The organism is Bradyrhizobium sp. URHD0069 (assembly GCF_000701345.1).
In the GTDB taxonomy this organism is placed as follows: Bacteria; Pseudomonadota; Alphaproteobacteria; order Rhizobiales; family Xanthobacteraceae; genus Bradyrhizobium.
In genome coordinates this window covers 56,873-75,934 of the sequence record NZ_JNIJ01000017.1, presented here as the reverse complement: position 1 = coordinate 75,934, position 19,062 = coordinate 56,873, and the positions used below count along the sequence as shown (strand labels likewise).

General features: G+C 61.6%; 22 protein-coding genes and 3 pseudogenes. 9 read left to right on the top strand and 16 right to left on the bottom strand.

All coding sequences use genetic code 11. From position 1 onward, the window contains the following. Window positions 1–34: 34 nt before the first annotated feature. From tal to msrB, 5 genes are all read right to left on the bottom strand, one after another. Entirely contained in the window at window positions 35–1,063 is a 1,029-nt protein-coding gene (tal, locus tag N554_RS0111610) for a transaldolase (protein WP_029583617.1), read from the bottom strand. Between the two features lie 125 nt (window positions 1,064–1,188). After that, window positions 1,189–1,443: a DUF2171 domain-containing protein gene (locus N554_RS0111605; RefSeq protein ID WP_029583616.1), complete on the bottom strand. Its 255-nt coding sequence runs from the start codon at window positions 1,441–1,443 to the stop codon at window positions 1,189–1,191. A 19-nt stretch (window positions 1,444–1,462) separates the two neighbouring features. Then, window positions 1,463–2,080 (bottom strand): DinB family protein, encoded by a 618-nt coding sequence (locus N554_RS0111600; protein ID WP_081851232.1) that lies wholly within the window; start codon window positions 2,078–2,080, stop codon window positions 1,463–1,465. 240 nt (window positions 2,081–2,320) lie between these two features. Beyond that, a complete protein-coding gene (gene msrA, locus N554_RS0111595) occupies window positions 2,321–2,833 on the bottom strand; it encodes a peptide-methionine (S)-S-oxide reductase MsrA (RefSeq protein WP_029583614.1) in 513 nt (170 codons plus the stop codon). 2 nt (window positions 2,834–2,835) lie between these two features. Next, window positions 2,836–3,288: a peptide-methionine (R)-S-oxide reductase MsrB gene (msrB, locus tag N554_RS0111590; protein WP_029583613.1), complete on the bottom strand. Its 453-nt coding sequence runs from the start codon at window positions 3,286–3,288 to the stop codon at window positions 2,836–2,838. Between the two features lie 98 nt (window positions 3,289–3,386). Here msrB and N554_RS0111585 point away from each other — a divergent pair, with 98 nt between their 5' ends. Then, entirely contained in the window at window positions 3,387–3,719 is a 333-nt protein-coding gene (locus N554_RS0111585) for a hypothetical protein (protein WP_245283576.1), read from the top strand. Window positions 3,720–3,778: 59 nt separating this feature from the next. Here N554_RS0111585 and N554_RS0111580 read toward each other — a convergent pair whose 3' ends face one another. After that, window positions 3,779–4,288 carry an MFS transporter gene (locus tag N554_RS0111580; RefSeq protein WP_245283575.1) on the bottom strand — a complete coding sequence of 170 codons (510 nt, stop codon included), beginning with the start codon at window positions 4,286–4,288 and terminating at the stop codon, window positions 3,779–3,781. Window positions 4,289–4,691: 403 nt separating this feature from the next. On the opposite strand from N554_RS0111580, the gene N554_RS0111575 reads away from it, so the two are divergent. Further along, the gene (locus tag N554_RS0111575; protein ID WP_029583610.1) at window positions 4,692–5,237 is read left to right on the top strand and encodes a carboxymuconolactone decarboxylase family protein; all 546 of its coding nucleotides are present in this window, start codon (window positions 4,692–4,694) and stop codon (window positions 5,235–5,237) included. A 43-nt stretch (window positions 5,238–5,280) separates the two neighbouring features. Next, window positions 5,281–5,643, top strand: coding sequence for a DUF488 domain-containing protein (locus N554_RS0111570; protein ID WP_029583609.1), 363 nt, complete (start codon window positions 5,281–5,283; stop codon window positions 5,641–5,643). On the opposite strand, the gene N554_RS37310 is transcribed toward N554_RS0111570, so the two are convergent. The 6 genes and pseudogenes from N554_RS37310 to N554_RS35720 all read right to left on the bottom strand — a co-directional run bounded on the left by N554_RS37310 (window position 5,640) and on the right by N554_RS35720 (window position 9,336). Further along, the gene (locus N554_RS37310; RefSeq protein ID WP_051677452.1) at window positions 5,640–6,137 is read right to left on the bottom strand and encodes an OsmC family protein; all 498 of its coding nucleotides are present in this window, start codon (window positions 6,135–6,137) and stop codon (window positions 5,640–5,642) included. The two genes, N554_RS0111570 and N554_RS37310, sit on opposite strands and share 4 nt — an antisense overlap. 43 nt (window positions 6,138–6,180) lie before the next feature. Further along, entirely contained in the window at window positions 6,181–6,462 is a 282-nt protein-coding gene (locus tag N554_RS0111560; protein WP_029583607.1) for a hypothetical protein, read from the bottom strand. 127 nt (window positions 6,463–6,589) lie between these two features. Continuing rightward, window positions 6,590–7,276 carry an antibiotic biosynthesis monooxygenase family protein gene (locus N554_RS0111555; protein ID WP_029583606.1) on the bottom strand — a complete coding sequence of 229 codons (687 nt, stop codon included), beginning with the start codon at window positions 7,274–7,276 and terminating at the stop codon, window positions 6,590–6,592. Between the two features lie 253 nt (window positions 7,277–7,529). Next, a complete protein-coding gene (locus tag N554_RS0111545; protein ID WP_029583605.1) occupies window positions 7,530–8,276 on the bottom strand; it encodes a ferredoxin reductase in 747 nt (248 codons plus the stop codon). Next, on the bottom strand, window positions 8,269–8,874 hold the full coding sequence (locus N554_RS0111540) for a sulfite oxidase-like oxidoreductase (protein ID WP_029583604.1): 606 nt from the start codon (window positions 8,872–8,874) through the stop codon (window positions 8,269–8,271). The genes N554_RS0111545 and N554_RS0111540 overlap by 8 nt, the downstream gene beginning before the upstream one ends. A gap of 151 nt (window positions 8,875–9,025) precedes the next feature. Then, window positions 9,026–9,336 (bottom strand): annotated as a pseudogene (locus tag N554_RS35720) (DUF1003 domain-containing protein). Window positions 9,337–9,909: 573 nt separating this feature from the next. Between N554_RS35720 and N554_RS0111530 the strand changes: the two are divergent. Continuing rightward, the gene (locus N554_RS0111530; protein WP_051677451.1) at window positions 9,910–10,596 is read left to right on the top strand and encodes a redoxin domain-containing protein; all 687 of its coding nucleotides are present in this window, start codon (window positions 9,910–9,912) and stop codon (window positions 10,594–10,596) included. Between the two features lie 103 nt (window positions 10,597–10,699). Here N554_RS0111530 and N554_RS35715 read toward each other — a convergent pair whose 3' ends face one another. Further along, on the bottom strand, window positions 10,700–11,746 hold the full coding sequence (locus N554_RS35715) for a LysR family transcriptional regulator (RefSeq protein WP_245283574.1): 1,047 nt from the start codon (window positions 11,744–11,746) through the stop codon (window positions 10,700–10,702). A 215-nt stretch (window positions 11,747–11,961) separates the two neighbouring features. Between N554_RS35715 and N554_RS0111520 the strand changes: the two genes are divergently transcribed. The 5 genes from N554_RS0111520 to N554_RS0111500 all read left to right on the top strand — a co-directional run bounded on the left by N554_RS0111520 (window position 11,962) and on the right by N554_RS0111500 (window position 15,437). Then, window positions 11,962–12,189, top strand: a complete 228-nt coding sequence (locus tag N554_RS0111520; RefSeq protein ID WP_156041901.1) for a hypothetical protein — start codon at window positions 11,962–11,964, stop codon at window positions 12,187–12,189. A 91-nt stretch (window positions 12,190–12,280) separates the two neighbouring features. After that, window positions 12,281–13,237, top strand: coding sequence for a helix-turn-helix domain-containing protein (locus tag N554_RS0111515; RefSeq protein ID WP_029583600.1), 957 nt, complete (start codon window positions 12,281–12,283; stop codon window positions 13,235–13,237). A 392-nt stretch (window positions 13,238–13,629) separates the two neighbouring features. After that, window positions 13,630–14,172, top strand: a complete 543-nt coding sequence (locus N554_RS0111510) for a ferritin-like domain-containing protein (protein ID WP_197033546.1) — start codon at window positions 13,630–13,632, stop codon at window positions 14,170–14,172. Between the two features lie 70 nt (window positions 14,173–14,242). Continuing rightward, window positions 14,243–14,899 (top strand): ferritin-like domain-containing protein, encoded by a 657-nt coding sequence (locus N554_RS0111505; protein WP_029583598.1) that lies wholly within the window; start codon window positions 14,243–14,245, stop codon window positions 14,897–14,899. Window positions 14,900–14,912: 13 nt separating this feature from the next. Then, window positions 14,913–15,437 carry a YkgB family protein gene (locus N554_RS0111500; RefSeq protein WP_245283573.1) on the top strand — a complete coding sequence of 175 codons (525 nt, stop codon included), beginning with the start codon at window positions 14,913–14,915 and terminating at the stop codon, window positions 15,435–15,437. 1,226 nt (window positions 15,438–16,663) lie between these two features. Here the strand turns inward: N554_RS0111500 and N554_RS0111490 are convergent. The 3 genes and pseudogenes from N554_RS0111490 to msrA (N554_RS0111475) form a co-directional block, all read right to left on the bottom strand. Next, the gene (locus tag N554_RS0111490) at window positions 16,664–18,094 is read right to left on the bottom strand and encodes an NAD(P)/FAD-dependent oxidoreductase (RefSeq protein WP_081851242.1); all 1,431 of its coding nucleotides are present in this window, start codon (window positions 18,092–18,094) and stop codon (window positions 16,664–16,666) included. A 376-nt stretch (window positions 18,095–18,470) separates the two neighbouring features. Then, window positions 18,471–18,662 (bottom strand): annotated as a pseudogene (locus tag N554_RS41905) (glutathione S-transferase N-terminal domain-containing protein); the annotation flags it as partial. Window positions 18,663–18,775: 113 nt separating this feature from the next. Then, window positions 18,776–19,048, bottom strand: a pseudogene (gene msrA / locus N554_RS0111475) (peptide-methionine (S)-S-oxide reductase MsrA); the annotation flags it as partial. Window positions 19,049–19,062: the final 14 nt, after the last annotated feature.

Below are 19,062 nucleotides of genomic sequence, written 5' to 3'. Positions count from 1 at the left end.
CCGTGGGTTGTTGTTCTTGCCGCCGTCGCGGACCTCACTGGAGGCGTTCGGCGATCCTGCGGCGGAGCGTCTGCAGGTCGTGCGCGAACACGCGAATGCCTTCGGCCAGCTTCTCGGTCGCCATCGCGTCCTCGTTCATGATCCACCGGAAGGTTGTCTCGTCCATCGGGCCCGCGGGGTCCGGGCGTTTTATGTCGACGGCGTCTCCGCTCACGAACCAGTGGCAGATCCCGTCTTCCGGCGTCCGGAGGGAGCGCGGCTCTGCGGCGGCCAGCGCCAAGACGCGTTTGAGCTCGCCCCCCTCGGACGTAAGCGCGTCCATAAGGGCTGGCGCTATCGTAAGCCGATCGCATCCGGCCAGCGCCTCGATCTGGCCGGTGTTGCGAAACGACGCGCCCATGACGATCGTCTCGATGCCGTTCGACTTGTAGTACTCGTAGATATCCCGCACGGACCGGACCCCTGGGTCCTCGTCGGCGGTGAAGTCCTTTCCAGCAGACTTCCTGTGCCAGTCGTAGATGCGGCCCACAAACGGCGAGATCAGGAAGGCGCCGGCCTCAGCGCTCGCGACCGCCTGGGCCCGGTTCAGCAGCAACGTCATGTTGCACTTCACGCCTTCGCGTTCGAGGATCTGTGCAGCGCGTATTCCCTCCCACGTCGATGCGAGTTTGATGAGCACGCGCTCGGGCCCGACGCCTCTCTGTTTGTAGGCGTCGATGATCTGGCGGGCCCTCGCGACCGATGCTGCGACGTTCAAGGACAGGTTGGCGTCCACCTCAGTCGACACGTAGCCCGGTACAAGCCGCAACAGCTCGACGCCGACGGAGACTGCGAGTCGGTCGGCAGTCGCGGCAGCGACGCGTGCAGCGTCGCCGCTCTGTTTTCGTCCCGACGCCAACGCCTCGTCGACGGCATCCCTGTACTCGGGAGCGTCGACCGCCTTCAGGACGATCGTGGGATTCGTCGTGCAGTCTACCGGCCTGAGACGCGCGACCGCGCCAAGATCACCCGTGTCGGCGACCACCGTCGTCACTGCGCGTAGTTGATCCAGCTTCGACGCCAAGGCCTTTTCCTTTCGATGTCGGCCCAAGCCCCTTGACGGCGGCATGCGGTGGAAAATCGCTTTCTTGCCGCCGGTTCGCGCTCTTCTATGCCTCGCGCATGGCCAGGGTCATCGGGCCTGCTTGTTCAGACGGGCTTTCCCGACTGCTCCTCCTCGAATGTCACCGCCACAGCCGCGTTCGCAGAAAGACGAACCCTCTGCCCCTCGACGTCGGCGACAAGTCCAAGGTCGATGAAATGCGCGTGGCCTTTGTGCTGGCCCTCGCCGCTGTCGCGCTTCGCGAGCCTGATGCGACCGTTGGCGACACCGTCGACGGTGCCGACGTGGACGCCGTCCGCGCCGATCACTTCCATGTTCTGGTCGATCTTGTCCGTGGTCATCTGGTCTCTCCTTGTTGTTTCACGCGATTGCGCTGGAGCTACACGTCCACCGCCAAGCGGAGTCCCGCGAATTGCCAACGCGTGTGCGCCAAGAAACCGCGGTCTCGACCGACACCGGGGCAGGGTCGCGGTAGGCTGGTCGGATCGGGTTTTGCGCGAACAGATGGAGGATGTCCGTGAGCAGAAGCTCCTGGTGCTGCTGCTCGTGGTGGCATCCGAGCTCGATCAGCTCAGCGACCTCCCGGGTCGGCCGCGAGCCAAGCAGCCTGGCGATTGCCTGGTCAACATGCGCCCGGTATGCGTAGACTTCGTCCAATGCCGGCCGCGTGATCATGCCGCGCCGAGGACGCGGCTGCCGCGCCCCGAGTGTCTCGTAGTAAGAATTGAACAGGAACGTGAACCGCTCATCGAACGGCCTGTAGCCCTTCAGGTGAGGCGAGAGAACCATCGCCTCAAAAAACCAGGTCGTGTGCGCGAGGTGCCACTTTGCAGGGCTCGCATCGGGCATCGACTGCACCGTTGCGTCCGCGTCGGAAAGAGGTTCGCCGAGCCTCTCGCTCGTGTGCCGGACCTCGCGGTAGAACCGCTCAAGGTCGCTGAGCGCGAGCGCCGACTGGAAAAGATGCGCGGGGGCCATTGCAAGTCCTCACGATGAATTTGGAATGGGCTGTCGCAACGGGCATGGCACCGCGCACGCCAAACGATATGCAATAATCCAAGGTCGAGAATCTCAAAGCTGCGTCCGGCCGTCCAAACCTCGCCACCTTGTCGCGTTGTGAGCGACTTCGCGGGGGCGGCGAGGACACTTGGCAAACATCTTACGACACACACGCCGTGAGGCTGCGCCTGCCGCAGGCCACGGAGACCGCGATCGCCGTCAGGCGGCGCTCCTCCCCGGCAACTTCCACTGCGGGCGGACGAAGTGGCAGGTGTAGCCGTTCGGGTAGTGTTCCAGGTAATCCTGGTGCTCGGGCTCCGCCTCCCAGAAATCGCCAGCGGGCGAGAGCTCGGTCACCACCTTGCCCGGCCACAGCCCTGAGGCCTCAACGTCGGCGATGGTGTCTTCGGCGACGCGGCGTTGTTCCTCGCTCGTGTAGAAAATCGCCGACCTGTAGCTTGCGCCCCGGTCGTTTCCCTGCCGGTTGGGCGTCGTAGGGTCGTGGATCTGGAAGAAGAACTCCAGCAGGTCGCGGAAGCTCGTCTGGCTCGGATCGAACGTAATCTCGATCGCTTCCGCGTGCGTACCGTGGTTGCGGTACGTGGCGTTCTTGACATTGCCGCCCGAGTAGCCGACCCGCGTCGAGACGACGCCGGGCAGGCGCCGCACCAGCTGCTGCATTCCCCAGAAGCAACCCCCTGCCAGGATCGCGCGCTCTGTAGTCGCTGCCATCGTCAGGCCTCCTGCTTTGCGAAGAGCTTCGCGTACTCGCCGTACCCCTCGCTCTCCAATTGGTCGCGGTGGATGAATCGCAGGGAGGCCGTGTTCATGCAGTATCTCAATCCGCCCTTGTCGCGCGGCCCGTCCGGGAAGACGTGGCCAAGATGACTGTCGCCGTGCTTGGAGCGGACCTCGGTCCGTGTCATTCCGTGCGAGCTGTCAACGTTCTCGACGACGTTCGCGGCTTCGAGGGGCCGCGTGAAACTCGGCCATCCCGTCCCGCTGTCGAACTTGTCGAAGGATGCGAAGAGCGGCTCGCCGGAAACCACGTCGACGTAGAGGCCAGGCTCCTTGTTGTCCCAGTATTCGTTGGCGAAGGGGCGCTCGGTTCCGTCAGTCTGCGTGACGCGGTACTGCTCGGGAGTCAACTTCGAGACCGCTTCTGGGGTTTTCCTGTAGGTCGGCATTCGCGGAACTCCTTTTTGTTCTGCATTGAAGATAGGCACGGGGTGGGCGACCGTCCAATCACCTCCGGCTATCGAAACGATGCCGTGAGTGTCGATACTTGAGGTGTTTCAATCTGCCGGGGCCGATTCAATTGCCCCAGGCGACGGGTCTGACATTGCTGGAACAGGACTTTGAATCGGTGCTCGCTGCGATACCGAGCGGCTACGGCGAGGGCGTGTACGAGGGGCTGCGGTACGGCGTCACCGTGAGGAAGTCTCGCGACGGAAAGCGGACCACCCTGTTCGCGCGAGCGCTCGCGGGCGGCGACTTCGTCAGCTTCAACCTTTACCGGCTGAGGTCGGGCGAGGACTCTTTGCGTCCCTGCGAAATGCCGGCCGAGAAGGTCGTCGCGTTTGTTCTCGGGTATGTCCCCGACCTTCCTAAGGCTTGAGCAAGGCTGCGCGGTCTCGTGCGACGTCTGCGTCGCTGCCCGCTGAGCGAGCCCCGAACTCAGTTTGCCCGGCGACGTTCGGAAGGCTCATTGCCGAGCCGGGCCAGTGCCATCGACGCGGCGGCCACGGCGAGCGCCGCCGCGGTCCACATCACGCGCCGGTACGCTTCGACAACCGCGACCGACGCGACGTCCGAGGCAGACGTGCCGCCAAACGCGAATCCGAGCGCGGCGACCGCGACGAGGCCGCCAAGCCGTGCGGCCGCATTGTTCATCCCGGACGCCGAGCCACCCAGGTCGCAGGGCGGCGCCACGCACGCGGTCATGCCGATTCCGGTCAACACAAGGCCAGGCAGGAACCCGAGCCAGTACTCGGGCCGCTCGGCGGACAATGCGAACACGGCGTAGCCGGAGGCGGTGACCAGGCTGCCGGCCGCCAGCATCGCCCGGCTCCCGATGCGCTGCGCAAGACCTCCAGCCGTGCGTGAGCCGGCGGCCATAATGGCGGAGAACGGCAGGAATGCAGCCCCGGCCGCGGCGGCAGAGTAGCCGTACGTGTAAATCAGCACGCCGGTTGACGCCTTTGACTGGAATTGCCCGCATAGCACATCACGCCGCGCTTCACCGAGGCCGAGTTGACGCAAGCGCTCGAGCCGGTCAGGTAGCGCATCCTAGACCTGGAAAACGAGGTGAGGGCGCTCCGCGCCGCCAGCTTCTCCCCCGGTCAGCGCGGCGAGGAGGGCGCAGCTGAGGACGAAGTCCGGGACACGTGACATTAGTGCGCCGGTCGGTGCTCAGCCGATGACCTGCCGTTATCGATTGCATGATCAAGAAATATGATCGCCGCGTCGCGACCCGCCCTAGTCTTCGAGGCAGTCCAGTGGCCACCACTGGCTGAGACGGTCGGCGTCAGTGACGGCCTGCATCGTCACCAACCGAATAATCGTTTGCGGTCTACGGCAGGAGGATCAAATGCCCCGTATTGCCATTCCGAAGCGCGAGGACGCCCCCGCGGAGTCCAAGCCGATCCTCGACAACGTCTACAAGGTGCTGGGCTTCGTGCCCAACCTGCAGCGCCTCATGTCGATCAGCCCGAACGCGCTCTCCGGCTGGGCTAGCCTGATGGGATCGCTTGCAAAGACGCTGGACGTCAAGACGAGAGACGGGATCGCGCTGGCGGTGTCGGAGGCGGACGGGTGCGACTACTGCCTGGCCGCGCACAGCTTCATCGCAGGCAAAATGGCCAAAATCTCGGCGGACGAAATCGAGCTGAACAGGGAGGGCCGCTCGAGCGATCCCAAGCGTCAGGCTGCGGTTGCCTTCGCGAAAGCGCTCATCGAGACGCGCGGCAAAGTTTCCGACGCCCAGTTTGCAGCGGTCAGGGATGCGGGGTGGACAGACGCCAACATCGTCGAGATGATCGCGCTGACTGCTCAGTTCCTCTTGACCAACTTCATGAACAATGCGGTGCAGACCCCGATCGATTATCCCGAGGTCAGTCCCGCGAAAACAGCCTAACGCGAGGTGCCCTCCTTTGGAGAGGGGAGGGCTAGAGAATCCAATGTCTCGACGGTCCCCGCGGCCTGGTGTCAAGCGCGTCTACGAGCCGCCCGAGGCCTCGGACGGCACGAGGGTGCTCGTCGACCGCATCTGGCCGCGCGGGCTCACGAAGGAGCATGCCAGCGTCGACGTGTGGCTGAAGGACATCGCCCCGAGCGCCGGCCTCAGGACCTGGTTTGGCCATGACCCGAACCGCTGGCGTGAGTTTCACAAGCGATACTTCAAGGAGCTCCGCGCCAATCATGTCGCAGTCGATCACCTGACGGATCTTCTATCGGCGGGCAAAGTGACGCTGCTCTTCGGCGCGCACGACACCGAGCGCAACAACGCCGTGGCGCTCGCGGACTACCTCGCGGTACACTAGTCGGGGTCGATGTTCGGGATCGGAAGCTCGCTCAAGTCGTCGTCATAGCTTGCCGCCCGCCCGACGCTGACATTGTCGTTCGTGCGGATGTCGGCGCTGAGGCCGAGCGTCCGCCCGACGGGACACATGTTCGCGGCCTGCATCAGTTGGGCGCGCTCCTCGTCGCCAAGGTTTCCTTCGAGCCTGATGGAGCGCTCGAAGGAGTCGCGGCCGCCATCCGCGCCATGGTGGTACGACACAGCTACCTCGACGCGGGAAAGCGGAAATTTCCGCCTTCGCGCCTGCAGCCGTATCGTCATCGCCGTGCACGCGGCGAGCGAAGCGCTCAGCAGCTCGTAGGGGTTCGCCCCCGCCTCCGCGCCGCCCCTGCCGTCGGGGCCGCCGATCGAGAACTCCGATGTGCCGGCACGGCCGTTGAGCGTGCCGGCGCCGTCAAGATCGCTGGCCACCACAGCCTGTGGGCGGGGAGCGCCATCGTCGTTCGAATTCGTCATCGTGCTTTCCTTTCAGATTTTGACAGGGCTTTTGGCTGGCCCGTCAGAGCGGGTCGCGGCAGTCGATCAGTTTACACGCCATCTTTGCGGGAGCCTCCGCGCGCATCGGCGCAGTCTCACGCTCGCTGATGAGGATGAGCACGTAAGCGCTGATCACCCACTGGACGTCAGCGAAGGACGCTTCGAGCGACCGCCCAATCGAAGGCAGCGAGACCGCTACGATGTTCGAGCCGAACATGATGAGGGACGAGACGAGCGACGCCGTCAGCAGAACCCGGAATTTCGGCGACGCCTCGACGCCTCGCTCGTCCACCGCGCTCGTCATTTCGGCGGGTCTCCTTGATCGTGTGTCGTCACTGCCGCTTCGCGAGATCGACCCTGTCTCCTCCACGGCTCGTGCCTGGGCGAACGCAGGTCGAACTCGCAGCAGGCCGGCCCTTCCCGACGGAGTGTCAGGCGTGGAGGGTCTCGCCGCCCTTGGCGTCTGCGTAGTACTGAGGCGCCTCGCGACGGTCGTATTTCCCGTAGTCGCGCACGATCCGCACTCTCCGGACCCTCGCCTTGTCATTCGGCGCGGAAGCTTCCTCGTAGGCCTGCGCTGCAGCGGCGTCCTTCCAGGATATGAGCAGAATCAGGTCGCCGGGCGTGAGCAGGGCGTCGAAGATGTCCCAGGACGTGCTGTCGGCGGCCCACGGGTTCAGGCCGAGCCACTCGGCGCAGTCGTACGGGTTGTTGGTCTGCTTCCACTCCGCCGGGTGAGTCGCGTTGATCAGCGTGACCGTCGTTCCCTCGCCGACTTCGGTCTCGTCGAGCCGCTGCTCCGTGAGGGCGTATCCCGCGGGCACCTGATTGTCCGCAGTGATCTGGCCGACGCGCAGGTGGTAGTCTGCGAGGATTTCGTCGCGGCCCTTCTGCTGGACCTCGTGATGGCGCATGCGGGTGCGCCAGCGGACGAGCGACTTTTCGTCCCGCCAGTTCGAAAGCGAAAGGATCCAGCCCTCGCGGGTCAGGCTCTTGTAGCGGATGCTGTCGACGAAGCCCTCGACCTGCTCCAGCTCGGGGCGCAGCATCTCGGCGCTGTCGAGGTAGTCATCCCAGTTCTCTTTATTGGGAAGGACTTCGAAAATCACTGAAAACATGGTCGTATCCAGCTCCTAGAATGATGGCACGTAGTCGATCTCGATGTCTAAGTGCCCCGGCCAGGCGTGCCGCCTTCCCGGCAGAAGACCTTCAAGCCGTCGACAACGATCGTCTTGGACAGCATCCGCGTGGCTCCCGTTTCATTCACCGTTGCGTGTTCTTGCATTCAACGCGACCGTAATTGCCGCAGGCCGCGCGGATAATCTGGCGTTTGCGAAAACTATCCTCTCGCAAAGCGAGAGGGATCGTCTCTCAAGCGCCGTAGCGTTCGGTCTTGATCGCCCTCGCTTTCAGTCCCAAAGCGAGCGCCGTGTCCGCCGCGATGTCGACGAAGGCGTTCGACCCGCACACGAAGGCGCAGCCGGGGGACACAGGCAGCCGCGCCGCGACGTCAGCGACCATCCTGGCGTCGATCCGCCTGCTGAAGTCGGTGCGGCGCGTCGCCGGCTCGCGTGTCAGCGCCAAGGCGAGCGCGAAATCGGGTAGCGACCTCTCGAGCTCGAGGAGCTCGTCCCTGAACAGCACGTCACCCCAGGTCCTGGAGGAGAGCAACAGCGCAACAGGCATTGGCTCGCCGCTGGCCTTCCGATACCGGATCATGGCCATGAGCGGCACGACGCCGGAGCCGGCGCCGATCAAGAGCACTGGTTTGTTGGAAGGCCCCGGCCAGAGAAAGTGTCCGCCAAGCGGCCCGCGAAGCTCGATCGTGTCGCCTGCTTGGGCGACGTCGTGGAAGAACGGGGAGACCTCGCCGTCCGCGAGGCGCTCGATCGCCAGCTCGATCACCTTGGAATCGCTCGGGGCCGAGGCGATCGAGTAGCTGCGCATGGCAGTGTAGCCGTTGGGCGCAGTCAGCCGCACGTCAACGTGCTGTCCGGCCGTGTAGTCGAACGTTTCGGAGAGGCGGACAAAGAAGCTCTTGATAGCCGGCGTTCTCGCCACGACCTCGAGAATCGCGCAGCTCTGCCAACGCGCGGCTGCGGCGGACGCGTCAGTCATTCGTATACCGCTGCTCACGCCACGGATCGCCGTATATGTGGTACCCGCGCAGCTCCCAGAAGCCGGCCTCGTCACGCTCCGTGAACTGAAGCCCGTTCACCCACTTCGCCGACTTCCAGAAGTAGAGATGCGGCACGAGCAGGCGCGCCGGCCCCCCGTGGTCGCGCGGGAGCGGCTGGCCTTCGTAGTTGAGCGCGACCATCGCCTTCCCCGTCGCGAGGTCCGCGAGCGGCACGTTGGTGAAGTACCCGTCGTAGCAATGCGCGAGCGCAAACGGAGTGGGTGCGCTAAGGTCAGCGTCGGCGAGGATGTCGTCGACGGCCACGCCCTCCCAGGCGGTGTTGAGCTTCGACCACGAGGTCACGCAGTGGATGTCTCGCGTCATCCTGGTTCGTGGGAGCGCGTTGAACTCCGACCAGCTCCACGCTTTGACCGGACGAGGTCCCACCTTCAGCGTGAAAGTCCAGTCCGCGGGCTCGATCCGCGGCGTGGGGCCGGCCGTAAGTACCGGGAAATTGTCGACGAGGTGCTGTCCCGGGGGAATCCGGTCCGATAGTTCTGATCCGGATTGGCGGCCTGTGAAACCGCGAGTGACCATGGCGGATTTCCTCCGTCGGCGGGTGAAAGGAGCGTCGTCCCGCACAATACGCTAAGTTGTTGTGCGCTGGATGAGCAAGGTACCGTCGAAGTATGGAGTTCCGCGCGGCGAATGGGAAATGACGTCACGCCATGAAGTCGATAACCGCGCGTTATGACGGCCGTCCGCCTTCCGCATCGGACTCGCGTGCACCCGACGCCGACTGCTCCAGCAACTCGGTCAGCATCCTGACGGCCTCCGTTAGCTTCAGGACTTCGCGCTCGCGCAGTTGGTCGATCTTCTCATGCAGCAACTCTATCTCGAGCTCCGCCTTCACGTTGATCCGGTAGTCGTTCTCCGCGGCCTTGCGATCGATTTCCTGCTGCCGGTTTGGCTCATCATGATGACTGGCGCGGCGTAGGCCGCCTGGAACGAAAGCGCGAGATTGAGAAGAATGAACGGGTAGGGGTCCCAGCCCCTCATCGCGCCGACCAGGTTGGCGGTTGACGTAACGCCAAAAGAGCACGTGCCTGACACGCGGCGTTGCCGGCTGGAACAGAGGGCGCGAACGGACAGCCGCAGACTCGGGAAAACGACTGAGCAATGTCTGGACTTACCGCATTCGAGCTCCTACGAATTCAGTCCGACTTCACGATACCGTTTCATCTTTGCTACGACGCCTATCGTCTTCGCTCGAAATTATTCGCCGTGAACTTCCCGATGGACGTCGGTTCGGAGGATAGTCATGGCGTACCAGTTCGTCCCGCTCCATGGTTGGCTTTTGCCGCCTCATCCTGTCGCTCGGTATGCGGGAGCACGGGCGCGGTGACTATAAGAGTCATCGGTCGCGGCCTCCTCTACGGAAGGGGCGCCTAGTGCTTCGTTTGCCCCGCGGCACATCGCAATATTTGGGGCCGCCGACTATTCCTAACGATTATTCGTCAACGACTACCATTCCAAAGTTGAATTTTCGTTTTCCAGAACGCACGGTCACCATGCAAGAAACATACGCGGACAGGTGACCGCGAGGGGCACCGTTGGGGGGGGAGAACTAGAATGGACGACGAAGTTTCGAAGGGGCGCCCGGTCAGTACGCCGATCGAAGCCTCCGCGGAGACCTTGAGCGGCTTTCGCACGCTGGACATCCAAACCGACCGGCTGCTTTCATCATGGCTGCGAGAGGCGGGCGTTCCTGACGGCGCCCTGAAGGCGAACGAACCTGCCCCCGATTTCCTTCTCCCCGAGGCAAATGGAAAGCTCGTTTCATCTTTGGAATTGCGACAAACTGCACCGTTGATCGTCACCTTCGTTTACGGGACTTGGTCCCCATTGTGCGCAGCTGGACTACGCGCTCTTCACGGGGCCACCCCTAGTATCCGCGCTGCCGGCGCCAGAGCAATTGCCATAACGCCCGAGACTGGAGACTTGCCACGCAATTTCAAACGCGATCACCGACTGGATCTGGAAATCCTCTCCGACCTAGATCTTGGGGTGAGCCTTTCGTTCGGCCTGGTGTCCGTGGTGCCGGCGGAGATAAAGAGCCGTCTCTTGCAGCGCGGCCTTGATCTCTCCGCTCCCCATGGCTTCTCCTTTTGGATGTTGCCAATGCCGGCCACCTATGTCCTCGACCAACGAGGGATCATCCGTCGAGCGTGTGTCGGGCCGGACTCCATTACGGGAGCGACGACCGAAACCGTGCTTGCTGCCCTGTCCGAATTGGATGAGCCTAAGCCTCGCCCTTAGAGTCTGACCGAAAATGAGACGAGTCAATTCAAGAGGCTACGCGTGGCGACTGCAACTGCGTCATGACCTGACTTGTCCCGGCCATCCACGACTTCGCGTCACTTCAGCAACGACGGTTGGATGCCCGTGACAAGCTCGGGCATGAGGAGGCGAGACCTGGGCCCGTGATTTGGATCAAGGAGCCTGCACCTTGTGCGTCAGCCTTGCGAACATTGTCCTTGTTCGAGGCAGGGGCAGATGCGCGGCGGAGTTTGTCCAGCGCACTCGTCCAGTCGCGAACACGAGCAACCTTGATAAAGGCGTCAAGCGCCGGCGAATACTGCCTCCCCGCCACGGCCAAAAGCTGCACCTCGCGCCGGACGGGGTCGCCCTCAATTGGAATAGCGGCGAGCGACGGCAGCCTGGGAGCGTGCTCTGGCGCCAGGATGGCCCCAAAACCGGCGGATGCCATTTGCTGAAGATGCCTTTCCTGAGCGCTCCTGTGCACAACTTTAGGGCCTGGATGGTCGGCAAAACAAGCCTGCTTGAATCGGCCTGCGACGTCGCATCCGACCCTTTCGAGAAATACCGCCTCATGCAAGTCTTGGAGCGGGATAACGGTTTGCCTCGCCATCGGATGTTTCCGAGACAGGACGAGCACGTACCGCTCCTCGAACAGCGGCCAGCGGTCGATACGCTCAGGTAGCTCCACGGCGTCACCGACGAGTGCGGCATTGATCTCGCCATCCAAAAGCATCGCAACGAGCCCGTTGGCATCCGCCTCGCGCAGATCGACTCGAAGGTCAGGGATGATCCTGGCGAGCTCCAAAAGCAATTCCGTGATGAGTGCGGCGGAGACTGACGGCACCAGCCCGATCTTGAGCGGGGCGATTGTCTTCTTTTGATAGCCTCGCGCCTGAAGCCGTACCGCCTCAGCGGCGGCAAATATTTTCTCCAGCGTGGGCAAAATCATCTTGCCCAGCTCAGTGAGCTGGGTGAGGTGACGTTCACGGTGAATCAACGCGCCACCGAGTTCTTGCTCCAGCTTTTGTACCGCCTTTGTCAGCGCCGGCTGCGTCACATTGCATTGCTCCGCAGCCCGCGTAAAATTGAGTGTCCTTGCTAGGGCTAAGAAATATCGCACCTGATAAAACTGCAGCTGCATACTCATCCTCGAAAGATTTGCCGTGGTTCGGACCGTTCCAGTTCGTTGCCATAGTAGGCAGGGGCGATGGTCAAGCGGTTTGTCGCGGAGCTTCCGCGGAAACAGAGATTGTGCGCCGGCTCGGAATTGTCGACCCGCGTCTAGCGGAAAGTGTTCTCACCGACGCTGTTTCCTATTAACGTCGCTGTTGCGTAGAACATCCTAGGCGAGACCAGCAATAAATGTCAGGGTTTGCATCGGGATCAGCTTGGCCATCTTTTCATCAGGTGTTTTTTGCTCATTTAGGATCTCCTAAGGTCTCAGTTCTGGACGGTTGGAATGAGGGCCGCGGCAAGCGCGGTACGCTCACGCTCGTCAAAGAGATTCCCAGCTTCCGCCAGGCCGCTGGTCATGGCGAGCAGATGCGCACCGTCCTAGCCATAAAGCAGTACCAAGATTTGCAATTCTGAGTGCACCATCGCGCGATGACTGCGCTCCCCATCGACCGCGTTGTCCTGTCCCAAGACTAGGACACCAGCTCAATCCGAGGGTCCGAAAGACATGTCCGATCGTCCAAATCTTGCATTGCCTCGGTCCGATCTCGATGTGCTGATGGCAACCTTGGATGTCGACGTCATTGGGCTCGTCGAGTGTTTGGTCAGTCCAGGTTGGCGCCTGTCATTCGGGAGCGCGGACGCGCCGGCTATCCACTACAATCTTTCCGGGACCGGACGAATGGTCGTGGGTGGTTTCTCCGCATTTCCTCTGGTGCCTCACACCCTTGTGATCACACCGGCCAAGAAGCCGTTTCACATCGAGGTCGATGACCGCACAGCGGCCACGACAGTGAATGTGGTGGAAGCGCAATGGGATCCGCGCTTCGGCGATCGTGTCCAGCGATTCGTCGCCGGGGACGTCGACCCGATGGTCATGCTGATCTGCGGGTACTTTCGCGCCACCTACGGCTCGTCGATCGACCTCTTTGCAGGCCTTTCCACGCCGATTGTCGAGCGCTTCGAACCCGCCGATGAACTGGGGTCAAAGTTGCAGGCTGCGTTGGCAGAAATCAGCGGCCGGCAGGTTGGAATGCGGGCGATAACGACCGCCATCCTGAAGCAGGTGCTCGTCACGCTCGTCCGTCGGAGTCTGAATTCGACCAGCGTTTGGCTGGAACGCTTTTCTATCCTGAGTGACCGTCAAATCGCTCTTGCGTTCGCCGATATGGTGGCGCGACCATCGGCCGATCACTCTGTCATGGCCTTGGCGCAGAAGGCCGGCTTGAGCCGATCCGCATTCATGGCGCGCTTTGCGCGCGCAATCGGATGTTCGCCAATGGTCGCGCTCCGGCAAATGCGGATGAAGCGTGCAGCCGATATGCTCGCCGCGAGGACATTTTCAGTTGAGCAGATCGCGCGGGCGGTCGGTTATAGGAGCTGCAGCAGCTTTCTCCGTGCCTTTCGCCAAGTGCATGGATACGTCCCGGCAGAATCTGAGGGTGATGGACAGAACTCCGATTGAAGATACGGCGAGGTGGCCACGGCAGCCGCAGCAGGCAAGGCCGCCGCGATGCGATCGCGCCCGAATTAAGGTCTATGATAAATGGTTATCGGATAGATAGTCACAGGGCATTTCCCTTTATCCGGCGGCGGCGACATCCTCCAACTAATTCGCAGTATGCGTTTAAGGCCGCTGTGCTGTGGCACTCAGCCTCGGGTGGGTCGGCCGACGCCAGAGTTGGAGGAATCCCGTGGAGAGAGCAACTTCGTTAGCTCGACGAGAGGGGGCGGATGTATGCGACCGATCGCGGCGGACCGTACTGAATTGGGCGGGGGCCACGCTGGCCGGGGGCTGCTGCGTTCGGCTTTGACCCGCTGTCGCTTCGACTCACGGAAGCACTTGCCAAAAACGGTGTGGTCGACCTCGGCACCGGCGACATCGCGCTGCTGAACTATGCATATGCGCTCGAGCAACTTGAAGCCGCGTTCTACACGGCCGTCATGGCATCGCCGTATTCGGGCATGACTCGATACGAGCGTTCGGTGCTGAGCGATGTCAAAGGTCACGAGATTGCCCATCGCGAGTTCTTTCGGAAGGCGCTCGGCAGCAGCCGCATTCCGGAGCTCGAGATAACATTCCCATCGGTCGATTTCGGCAATCGCGGCAGCGTGCTGAGAACGGCCTCGATGTTCGAAGACCTGGGCGTGTCGGCCTACAACGGCGCCGGTGCGCTGCTGACTGGCGCTGAGCATGTGGCTGCAGTTGGCACCCTCGTTTCGGTCGAAGCCCGGCATGCCGCGATCCTGCGGGACCTGTTGTCGCCGGATTCGGAAGCGTTCGCTGGTGCCGCCGTTGTCGATGCCAATGGGCTCGATGTCGCGAATCGGCCGCATGCGGTCTTAGCCAAGGCAGGGGCGTTCTACAAAATGAAAATCAGCGCAGCACACCTTCCCTGAGGTTTCGCCGCATGCAGCCAGGAGCGGCCTCAGGAGCAGACTTCACGAGCAGCTTTCAGGAGCAGTCTTCATGACCGAGAGTCACGTTTTCGACGCCATCGACCCCGACCTCGCCTCCCGCGTCGTCGCGCGACGTGATCTTTTCCGTAGCAGCGCGCTCAGGCTTGGCGCGTTGGCCTCGGCACCAATGATGCTCGCTAGTGTATCGAGCGAAGCATTCGGACAAAGTTTACCACGTCAGATCGTCGATATTCTAAACTATGCACTGACGCTAGAGTACCTCGAAGGTTCTTTTTACCGTGTCGCTCTGGATCAAGCCGATCTCATTCCGTCGCACGCGCTCGCGGTTTTCCAAACTATTGGTAAGCATGAGGCCGCTCACGTTTCGACGCTGAAGAATGCCTTGGGCTCGGCAGCCGTTGAGACACCGAATTTCGACTTCACAGCCGGCGGAAAATACGCTGACGTTTTTCAGAACTACGAGACGTTCATTGGTGTCGCTCAAACATTTGAAGACACTGGCGTGGCGGCCTTCAAAGGGCAGCTGCCCAGTTTGACCGGGCACGGGGAGGTGCTCACGACGGCACTTAAGATTCATTCAGTCGAGGCTAGGCACGCTGCCGAGGTGAGGCATCTGCGTGCCGAAAGGGCCTGGGTCGGCGCGTTCGACAAGCCAATGACAAAGGAGCAAGTGCTGGCCGTGGCAAAACCCTTCTTCGCGCATTGATTGATAACAAGCATTGGCCAGGCATGTCGGCCACACCTCAACGAAAGGCATCAAAATGCGAGCATCTGCTTATCTTGACATTGCCGAGAGAACATTCGGATCACGTGGATCTCTTGCCTTTCTCCGCTGGGCGCTTGCGATCGTGTTCCTTTGGTTCGGAGGAATGAAGTTTACGAGTTATGAGGCTCATGGCAATGCGCCGCTCATCGATCACAGTCCTATCATGAGCTGGCTTAACGTCCTGTTCGGCGTGCAGGGAGCAAGCTATGTGATCGGTTCGATTGAGTTGTCGACAGCGGTGATGCTTATACTTGGGGCTTTTAATGCAGCCGCGTCCGCGCTCGGGGCGGCGATGTCCAGCGTGACATTTGTCATTACGCTTTCGTTCTTTCTGACCACACCGGGAGTAGCGGAGCCAACCGCAGGTGGGTTCCCGGCGATATCCGCGCCGATCGGGCAGTTCCTGCTTAAAGACCTTGTGCTTTTAGCAGCCTCCGTCAATCTTTTACTCGCCTCGATCCGTGTTCACCCGAAGTAGGTGCAGGATGTTGGAAGTGAATCAAAGGTTCTTACCCCGTGTCTGATCGTGTACCGGTCCGGAATGCTTTGACTTCATCGCGCTGTGGCGAAATATCATCGTTCGGTGACGAAGCTGTTCGGACATCACAAGCGAAAATGTTGAGCTTGTTCACTGTCGGAGGGGGCGGGTCGGGGGAAGTGCGAAAGCACAGTATGCGCCGGTTTGACTATCCCCTTCGGGAGTTTGGGAAGCGGCCACCAGTTTTGTGCTGGCTGAGGCTGTAGAAATACTTCGTACGATGGGGTGCGATCCTGTCCGCCCGGCTACGACAAAATCCCTGGAGAATGTTGGATTCCAGTTCCTCTCCCTCCGCCAGCTCCTGACAAGCCCCTGAGCATCGAGAGTTGCTCCGGCTGATTGGGACATTGGTGGAGTGTGATCTTTCCTTGGAACGTGGAACGCGTGCGCGGATCAAATCGCACGCAAAGAGTCACATGCTGAGGCCGAAATTCAGGCTTTGCCGATCGAGGACGAATTTTGGCTCTCATGTTCTTGTCGACCAATCTGACGGGTCCAGGGTGCGGGCTAGCGACACGAGCACCGATTGGCCGGTCGAAAAACTGCGCAACTCCTTGAGACTTGGCTGATGGTCGCGTAAAGGCCGCGAACAAGCCTCGCGGGCCAGATTTTCCTGCATCCCGTGAGGGCTTTGGAGTGGGCCGGCAAGCGATGGTCATGGCTACCGCGCTGATGATGACATTTATGTTTCCATTCTCATTCTAGGCGATTCGAACCCAAGCGCGCGCGGGCCGTTCGGGGCGCTATTCGCGCAGCCTCTCTTCTTGTCCCTTACTCGCCAGATTTTGAATCAGATCGAGGAGGTCTTCGCCAAGCTTTTGCGAAGAGCCGACGATCGAACATTCGACGGCTGTTCTGGCACCGCATCGGACAACTCCTCCGTGCTTCACCCCGCAGCGTGCGCCGCATACCTCCGAAATGACGGATATGCTTGAATCTAATCTGGTACGACTCTAGCGCCTGGATTCGGCGAGAGCCTGCAATTGCTCGCTCAGTAAAGCATCCGTTTGGCGGATGCGTTTGACGGCGTCTTGAGCCTTTCGGAAGATGCGGGATTTGTCATCGACACGGCTCGCCCCGTGGGCCGCACGGCGCCGGTTCCCCTTGACGTGCCGTCGTCATGGCATGCAGCGCGATCGTCGATCTGAGCATGTGCGTCCTTGAGTTTATCGTTTTGCCGGGTCCCCCGCCTGGTCGATGCGGCCATCCACATGCACGGATTGCGGTGCTTGACGGCTACTTTGTTCGAGCGTCGCAGTGGCGGCGTAAGGCAATGCTGCGCCGTCGGTCTTGGCAGCGGCCCGCGATAGGACGCACTTTGCCATGTCCTCGATGCGCGAGCCGGTGACTCCCGTGATCAGTCGCGTTCCGCGCTGGAGCGTCAGGTAGTTCCATACCCAGTTCATCGCCACGATGGTGCGATTGCGGAAACCGATCAGGTAGTAAATGTGTGCGACGCTCCAGACGAGCCAGCCTAGCACGCCCGTGAGCTTCAGCCGGTGCATTTGCACAATTGCGCTCTTGTGCCCAATCGCTGCGATCGAACCGAGGTCGCGGTATCGAAATGGCCGGAACGTCTTCGACTTGCTGCGTGCGATCAGTAGCTTCGCGACATATTTGCCCTGTTGCTTGGCGACCCCTGCGTCGCCGGGCATCGGCTTGCCGTTCGCGCCGAGCATGAGTGCGGCGTCGCCGATGACGAAGATGTTCGGATGTCCGGGGACCGATAGGTCCGGCTCGACCATGACGCGGCCGGCGTGATCGTGCTCTGCGCCGAGCCATTCGGCGGCAGGGGTTGCCTTGACGCCGGCAGCCCAAATAATGGTGCGGGACTCGATGCGTTCCGAGCCGATCGAGACGCCGCTGCTATCGCATTCGGTGACGCCCGTTCTGAGACGCACCTCGACTCCGAGCTGCCCGAGTGAGCGCCGCGCCGTCTCGGAAAGTGACGGGTCAAAGGTCGTCAGCAGCCTTGGCGCTGCCTCGACCAGGACGATGCGGGCGGAGCGCGGGTCGATGACGCGGAAGTTCGACGCAAGCGCCCGATTTGCGAGTTCCGCGATAGAGCCCGCCAATTCGACGCCGGTCGGGCCGCCGCCCACCACGACGAAATTCAACAGCCGCCGCCGCTCGTCCGCGTCCGGCTCGGTCTCGGCGAGCTCGAAGGCGATCAGAATTCGGCGACGAATGTAGGTGGCGTCGTCGATGGTCTTGGGGCCGGGTAAGAAATGCGCCCAGTCATTCCCAACACAGGCATTCTCGGCGCCGGTGGCGATGATCAGGTCATCGAACGGAATACGGCGCCCGTCGGCCAGGACTTCCCGGCGCGGGAGATCGACGCCGGACACTTTGGCCAGGATGACCCTGATGTTGTCGACGTTCCGAAGAATGCCGCGAATGGGAGAGGCGATGTCGGCCGGTGACAGGCTAGCAGTTGCCACCTGATAAAGCAGCGGCTGGAACAGGTGATAATTGTTTTGATCCACGACGGTGACGTCGAGCGGCGTGTTCGCCAGCCGTTTGGCGGCGGTTAGGCCACCAAATCCGGCTCCGACGATAACTATCCGTGAGTGAGACTCTGTCGGGGCCTGAGACATCGCTCCTCGCTCACGTTCCATTGGCGTCGGCCCTGCCCATCTCCCCATTCGGGGCGATCGCGGCGATTGCCAATGAACCCTGCCATGCTGGTGGCCACTGCGTTGACGACCCTGATCTCTTCATCCGTTTTTTGGCGAATCGAACCCAAGCGCGCGGAGTCGGTTGCAATGTAGTCGTAGCTGGCCGTGGAAACGATCTATCGCGCACCGTTTGGTAGGTAAGGCACAAAATCATAAAATGAATAAGCCGCAATTATTTTTTCCCGTCTGCATCTTTTTAAATTTGTAAGACGCCATGCGTCGCGATGTCGATGTGGCGACGAATAAGTACTAGTTCATGCAGGTTGCTCAGGTCGTGCACTGCGTCATCGTTCTTTGACTCCGTCACGACCTTTTCTCCCTCCCTGATGATCGGGAACCTGCCGAGGGGATGCACCGCCTTCAATTCAGCCGGCGCACCGTTGGTCTTGGGGGCCCTCTGGTAGAACTTGATTTCGTAGGGCAGCCCCAGCTCCTCCAGCAGCCACAGAATGCGCTGCGATCTGGAGTTATTCAGGTGGTGCACCATCGCGGGTCTCCTTTTTGCCATTGCCGCTCGCGCCGTCGGCGCCTCACCAAAAACGGTTGCTTATCGTGGCGCAGACGGTCCGGCTGATCCCTTGCGAGAACGCGAACGCGCCGCCAGAAGATCGCCGACTTGTAGCTGACGCCGCGGTCGGGGCCCTGACGGTTTAACGTCGTCGGGTCGTGGATTTGGAAAAAGAACTCCAACAGGTCATGGAAAGTCATCGTGTCGGGGTCGAAGACGATTTCGATTGCCTCGGCGTGTGTGCCGTGGTTGCGGTAGGTCGCGTCCCTCACGTCGCCGCCCGTGTAACCGACACGGGTTGACACAACGCCGGGGAGCCGCCGCACCAGCTGCTGCATGCCCCAGAAGCAACCGCCCGCCAAAATTGCGCATCAGTCTT

Bases quoted from the DNA above. Each gene is read 5' to 3' on its own strand.
- N554_RS0111530 (WP_051677451.1), top strand. From the start codon at position 9,910: ATGGACGACGAAGTTTCGAAGGGGCGCCCGGTCAGTACGCCGATCGAA.
- N554_RS0111515 (WP_029583600.1), top strand. From the start codon at position 12,281: ATGTCCGATCGTCCAAATCTTGCATTGCCTCGGTCCGATCTCGATGTG.
- msrB (WP_029583613.1), bottom strand. From the start codon at position 3,288: ATGCCGACCTACAGGAAAACCCCAGAAGCGGTCTCGAAGTTGACTCCC.
- N554_RS0111575 (WP_029583610.1), top strand. From the start codon at position 4,692: ATGCCCCGTATTGCCATTCCGAAGCGCGAGGACGCCCCCGCGGAGTCC.
- N554_RS0111520 (WP_156041901.1), top strand. From the start codon at position 11,962: ATGTCAGGGTTTGCATCGGGATCAGCTTGGCCATCTTTTCATCAGGTG.
- N554_RS0111605 (WP_029583616.1), bottom strand. From the start codon at position 1,443: ATGACCACGGACAAGATCGACCAGAACATGGAAGTGATCGGCGCGGAC.
- N554_RS0111545 (WP_029583605.1), bottom strand. From the start codon at position 8,276: ATGACTGACGCGTCCGCCGCAGCCGCGCGTTGGCAGAGCTGCGCGATT.
- N554_RS37310 (WP_051677452.1), bottom strand. From the start codon at position 6,137: ATGACGAATTCGAACGACGATGGCGCTCCCCGCCCACAGGCTGTGGTG.
- N554_RS0111560 (WP_029583607.1), bottom strand. From the start codon at position 6,462: ATGACGAGCGCGGTGGACGAGCGAGGCGTCGAGGCGTCGCCGAAATTC.
- N554_RS0111505 (WP_029583598.1), top strand. From the start codon at position 14,243: ATGACCGAGAGTCACGTTTTCGACGCCATCGACCCCGACCTCGCCTCC.
- N554_RS0111490 (WP_081851242.1), bottom strand. From the start codon at position 18,094: ATGTCTCAGGCCCCGACAGAGTCTCACTCACGGATAGTTATCGTCGGA.
- N554_RS0111600 (WP_081851232.1), bottom strand. From the start codon at position 2,080: ATGGCCCCCGCGCATCTTTTCCAGTCGGCGCTCGCGCTCAGCGACCTT.
- N554_RS0111570 (WP_029583609.1), top strand. From the start codon at position 5,281: ATGTCTCGACGGTCCCCGCGGCCTGGTGTCAAGCGCGTCTACGAGCCG.
- N554_RS0111540 (WP_029583604.1), bottom strand. From the start codon at position 8,874: ATGGTCACTCGCGGTTTCACAGGCCGCCAATCCGGATCAGAACTATCG.
- N554_RS35715 (WP_245283574.1), bottom strand. From the start codon at position 11,746: ATGAGTATGCAGCTGCAGTTTTATCAGGTGCGATATTTCTTAGCCCTA.
- N554_RS0111555 (WP_029583606.1), bottom strand. From the start codon at position 7,276: ATGTTTTCAGTGATTTTCGAAGTCCTTCCCAATAAAGAGAACTGGGAT.
- msrA (WP_029583614.1), bottom strand. From the start codon at position 2,833: ATGGCAGCGACTACAGAGCGCGCGATCCTGGCAGGGGGTTGCTTCTGG.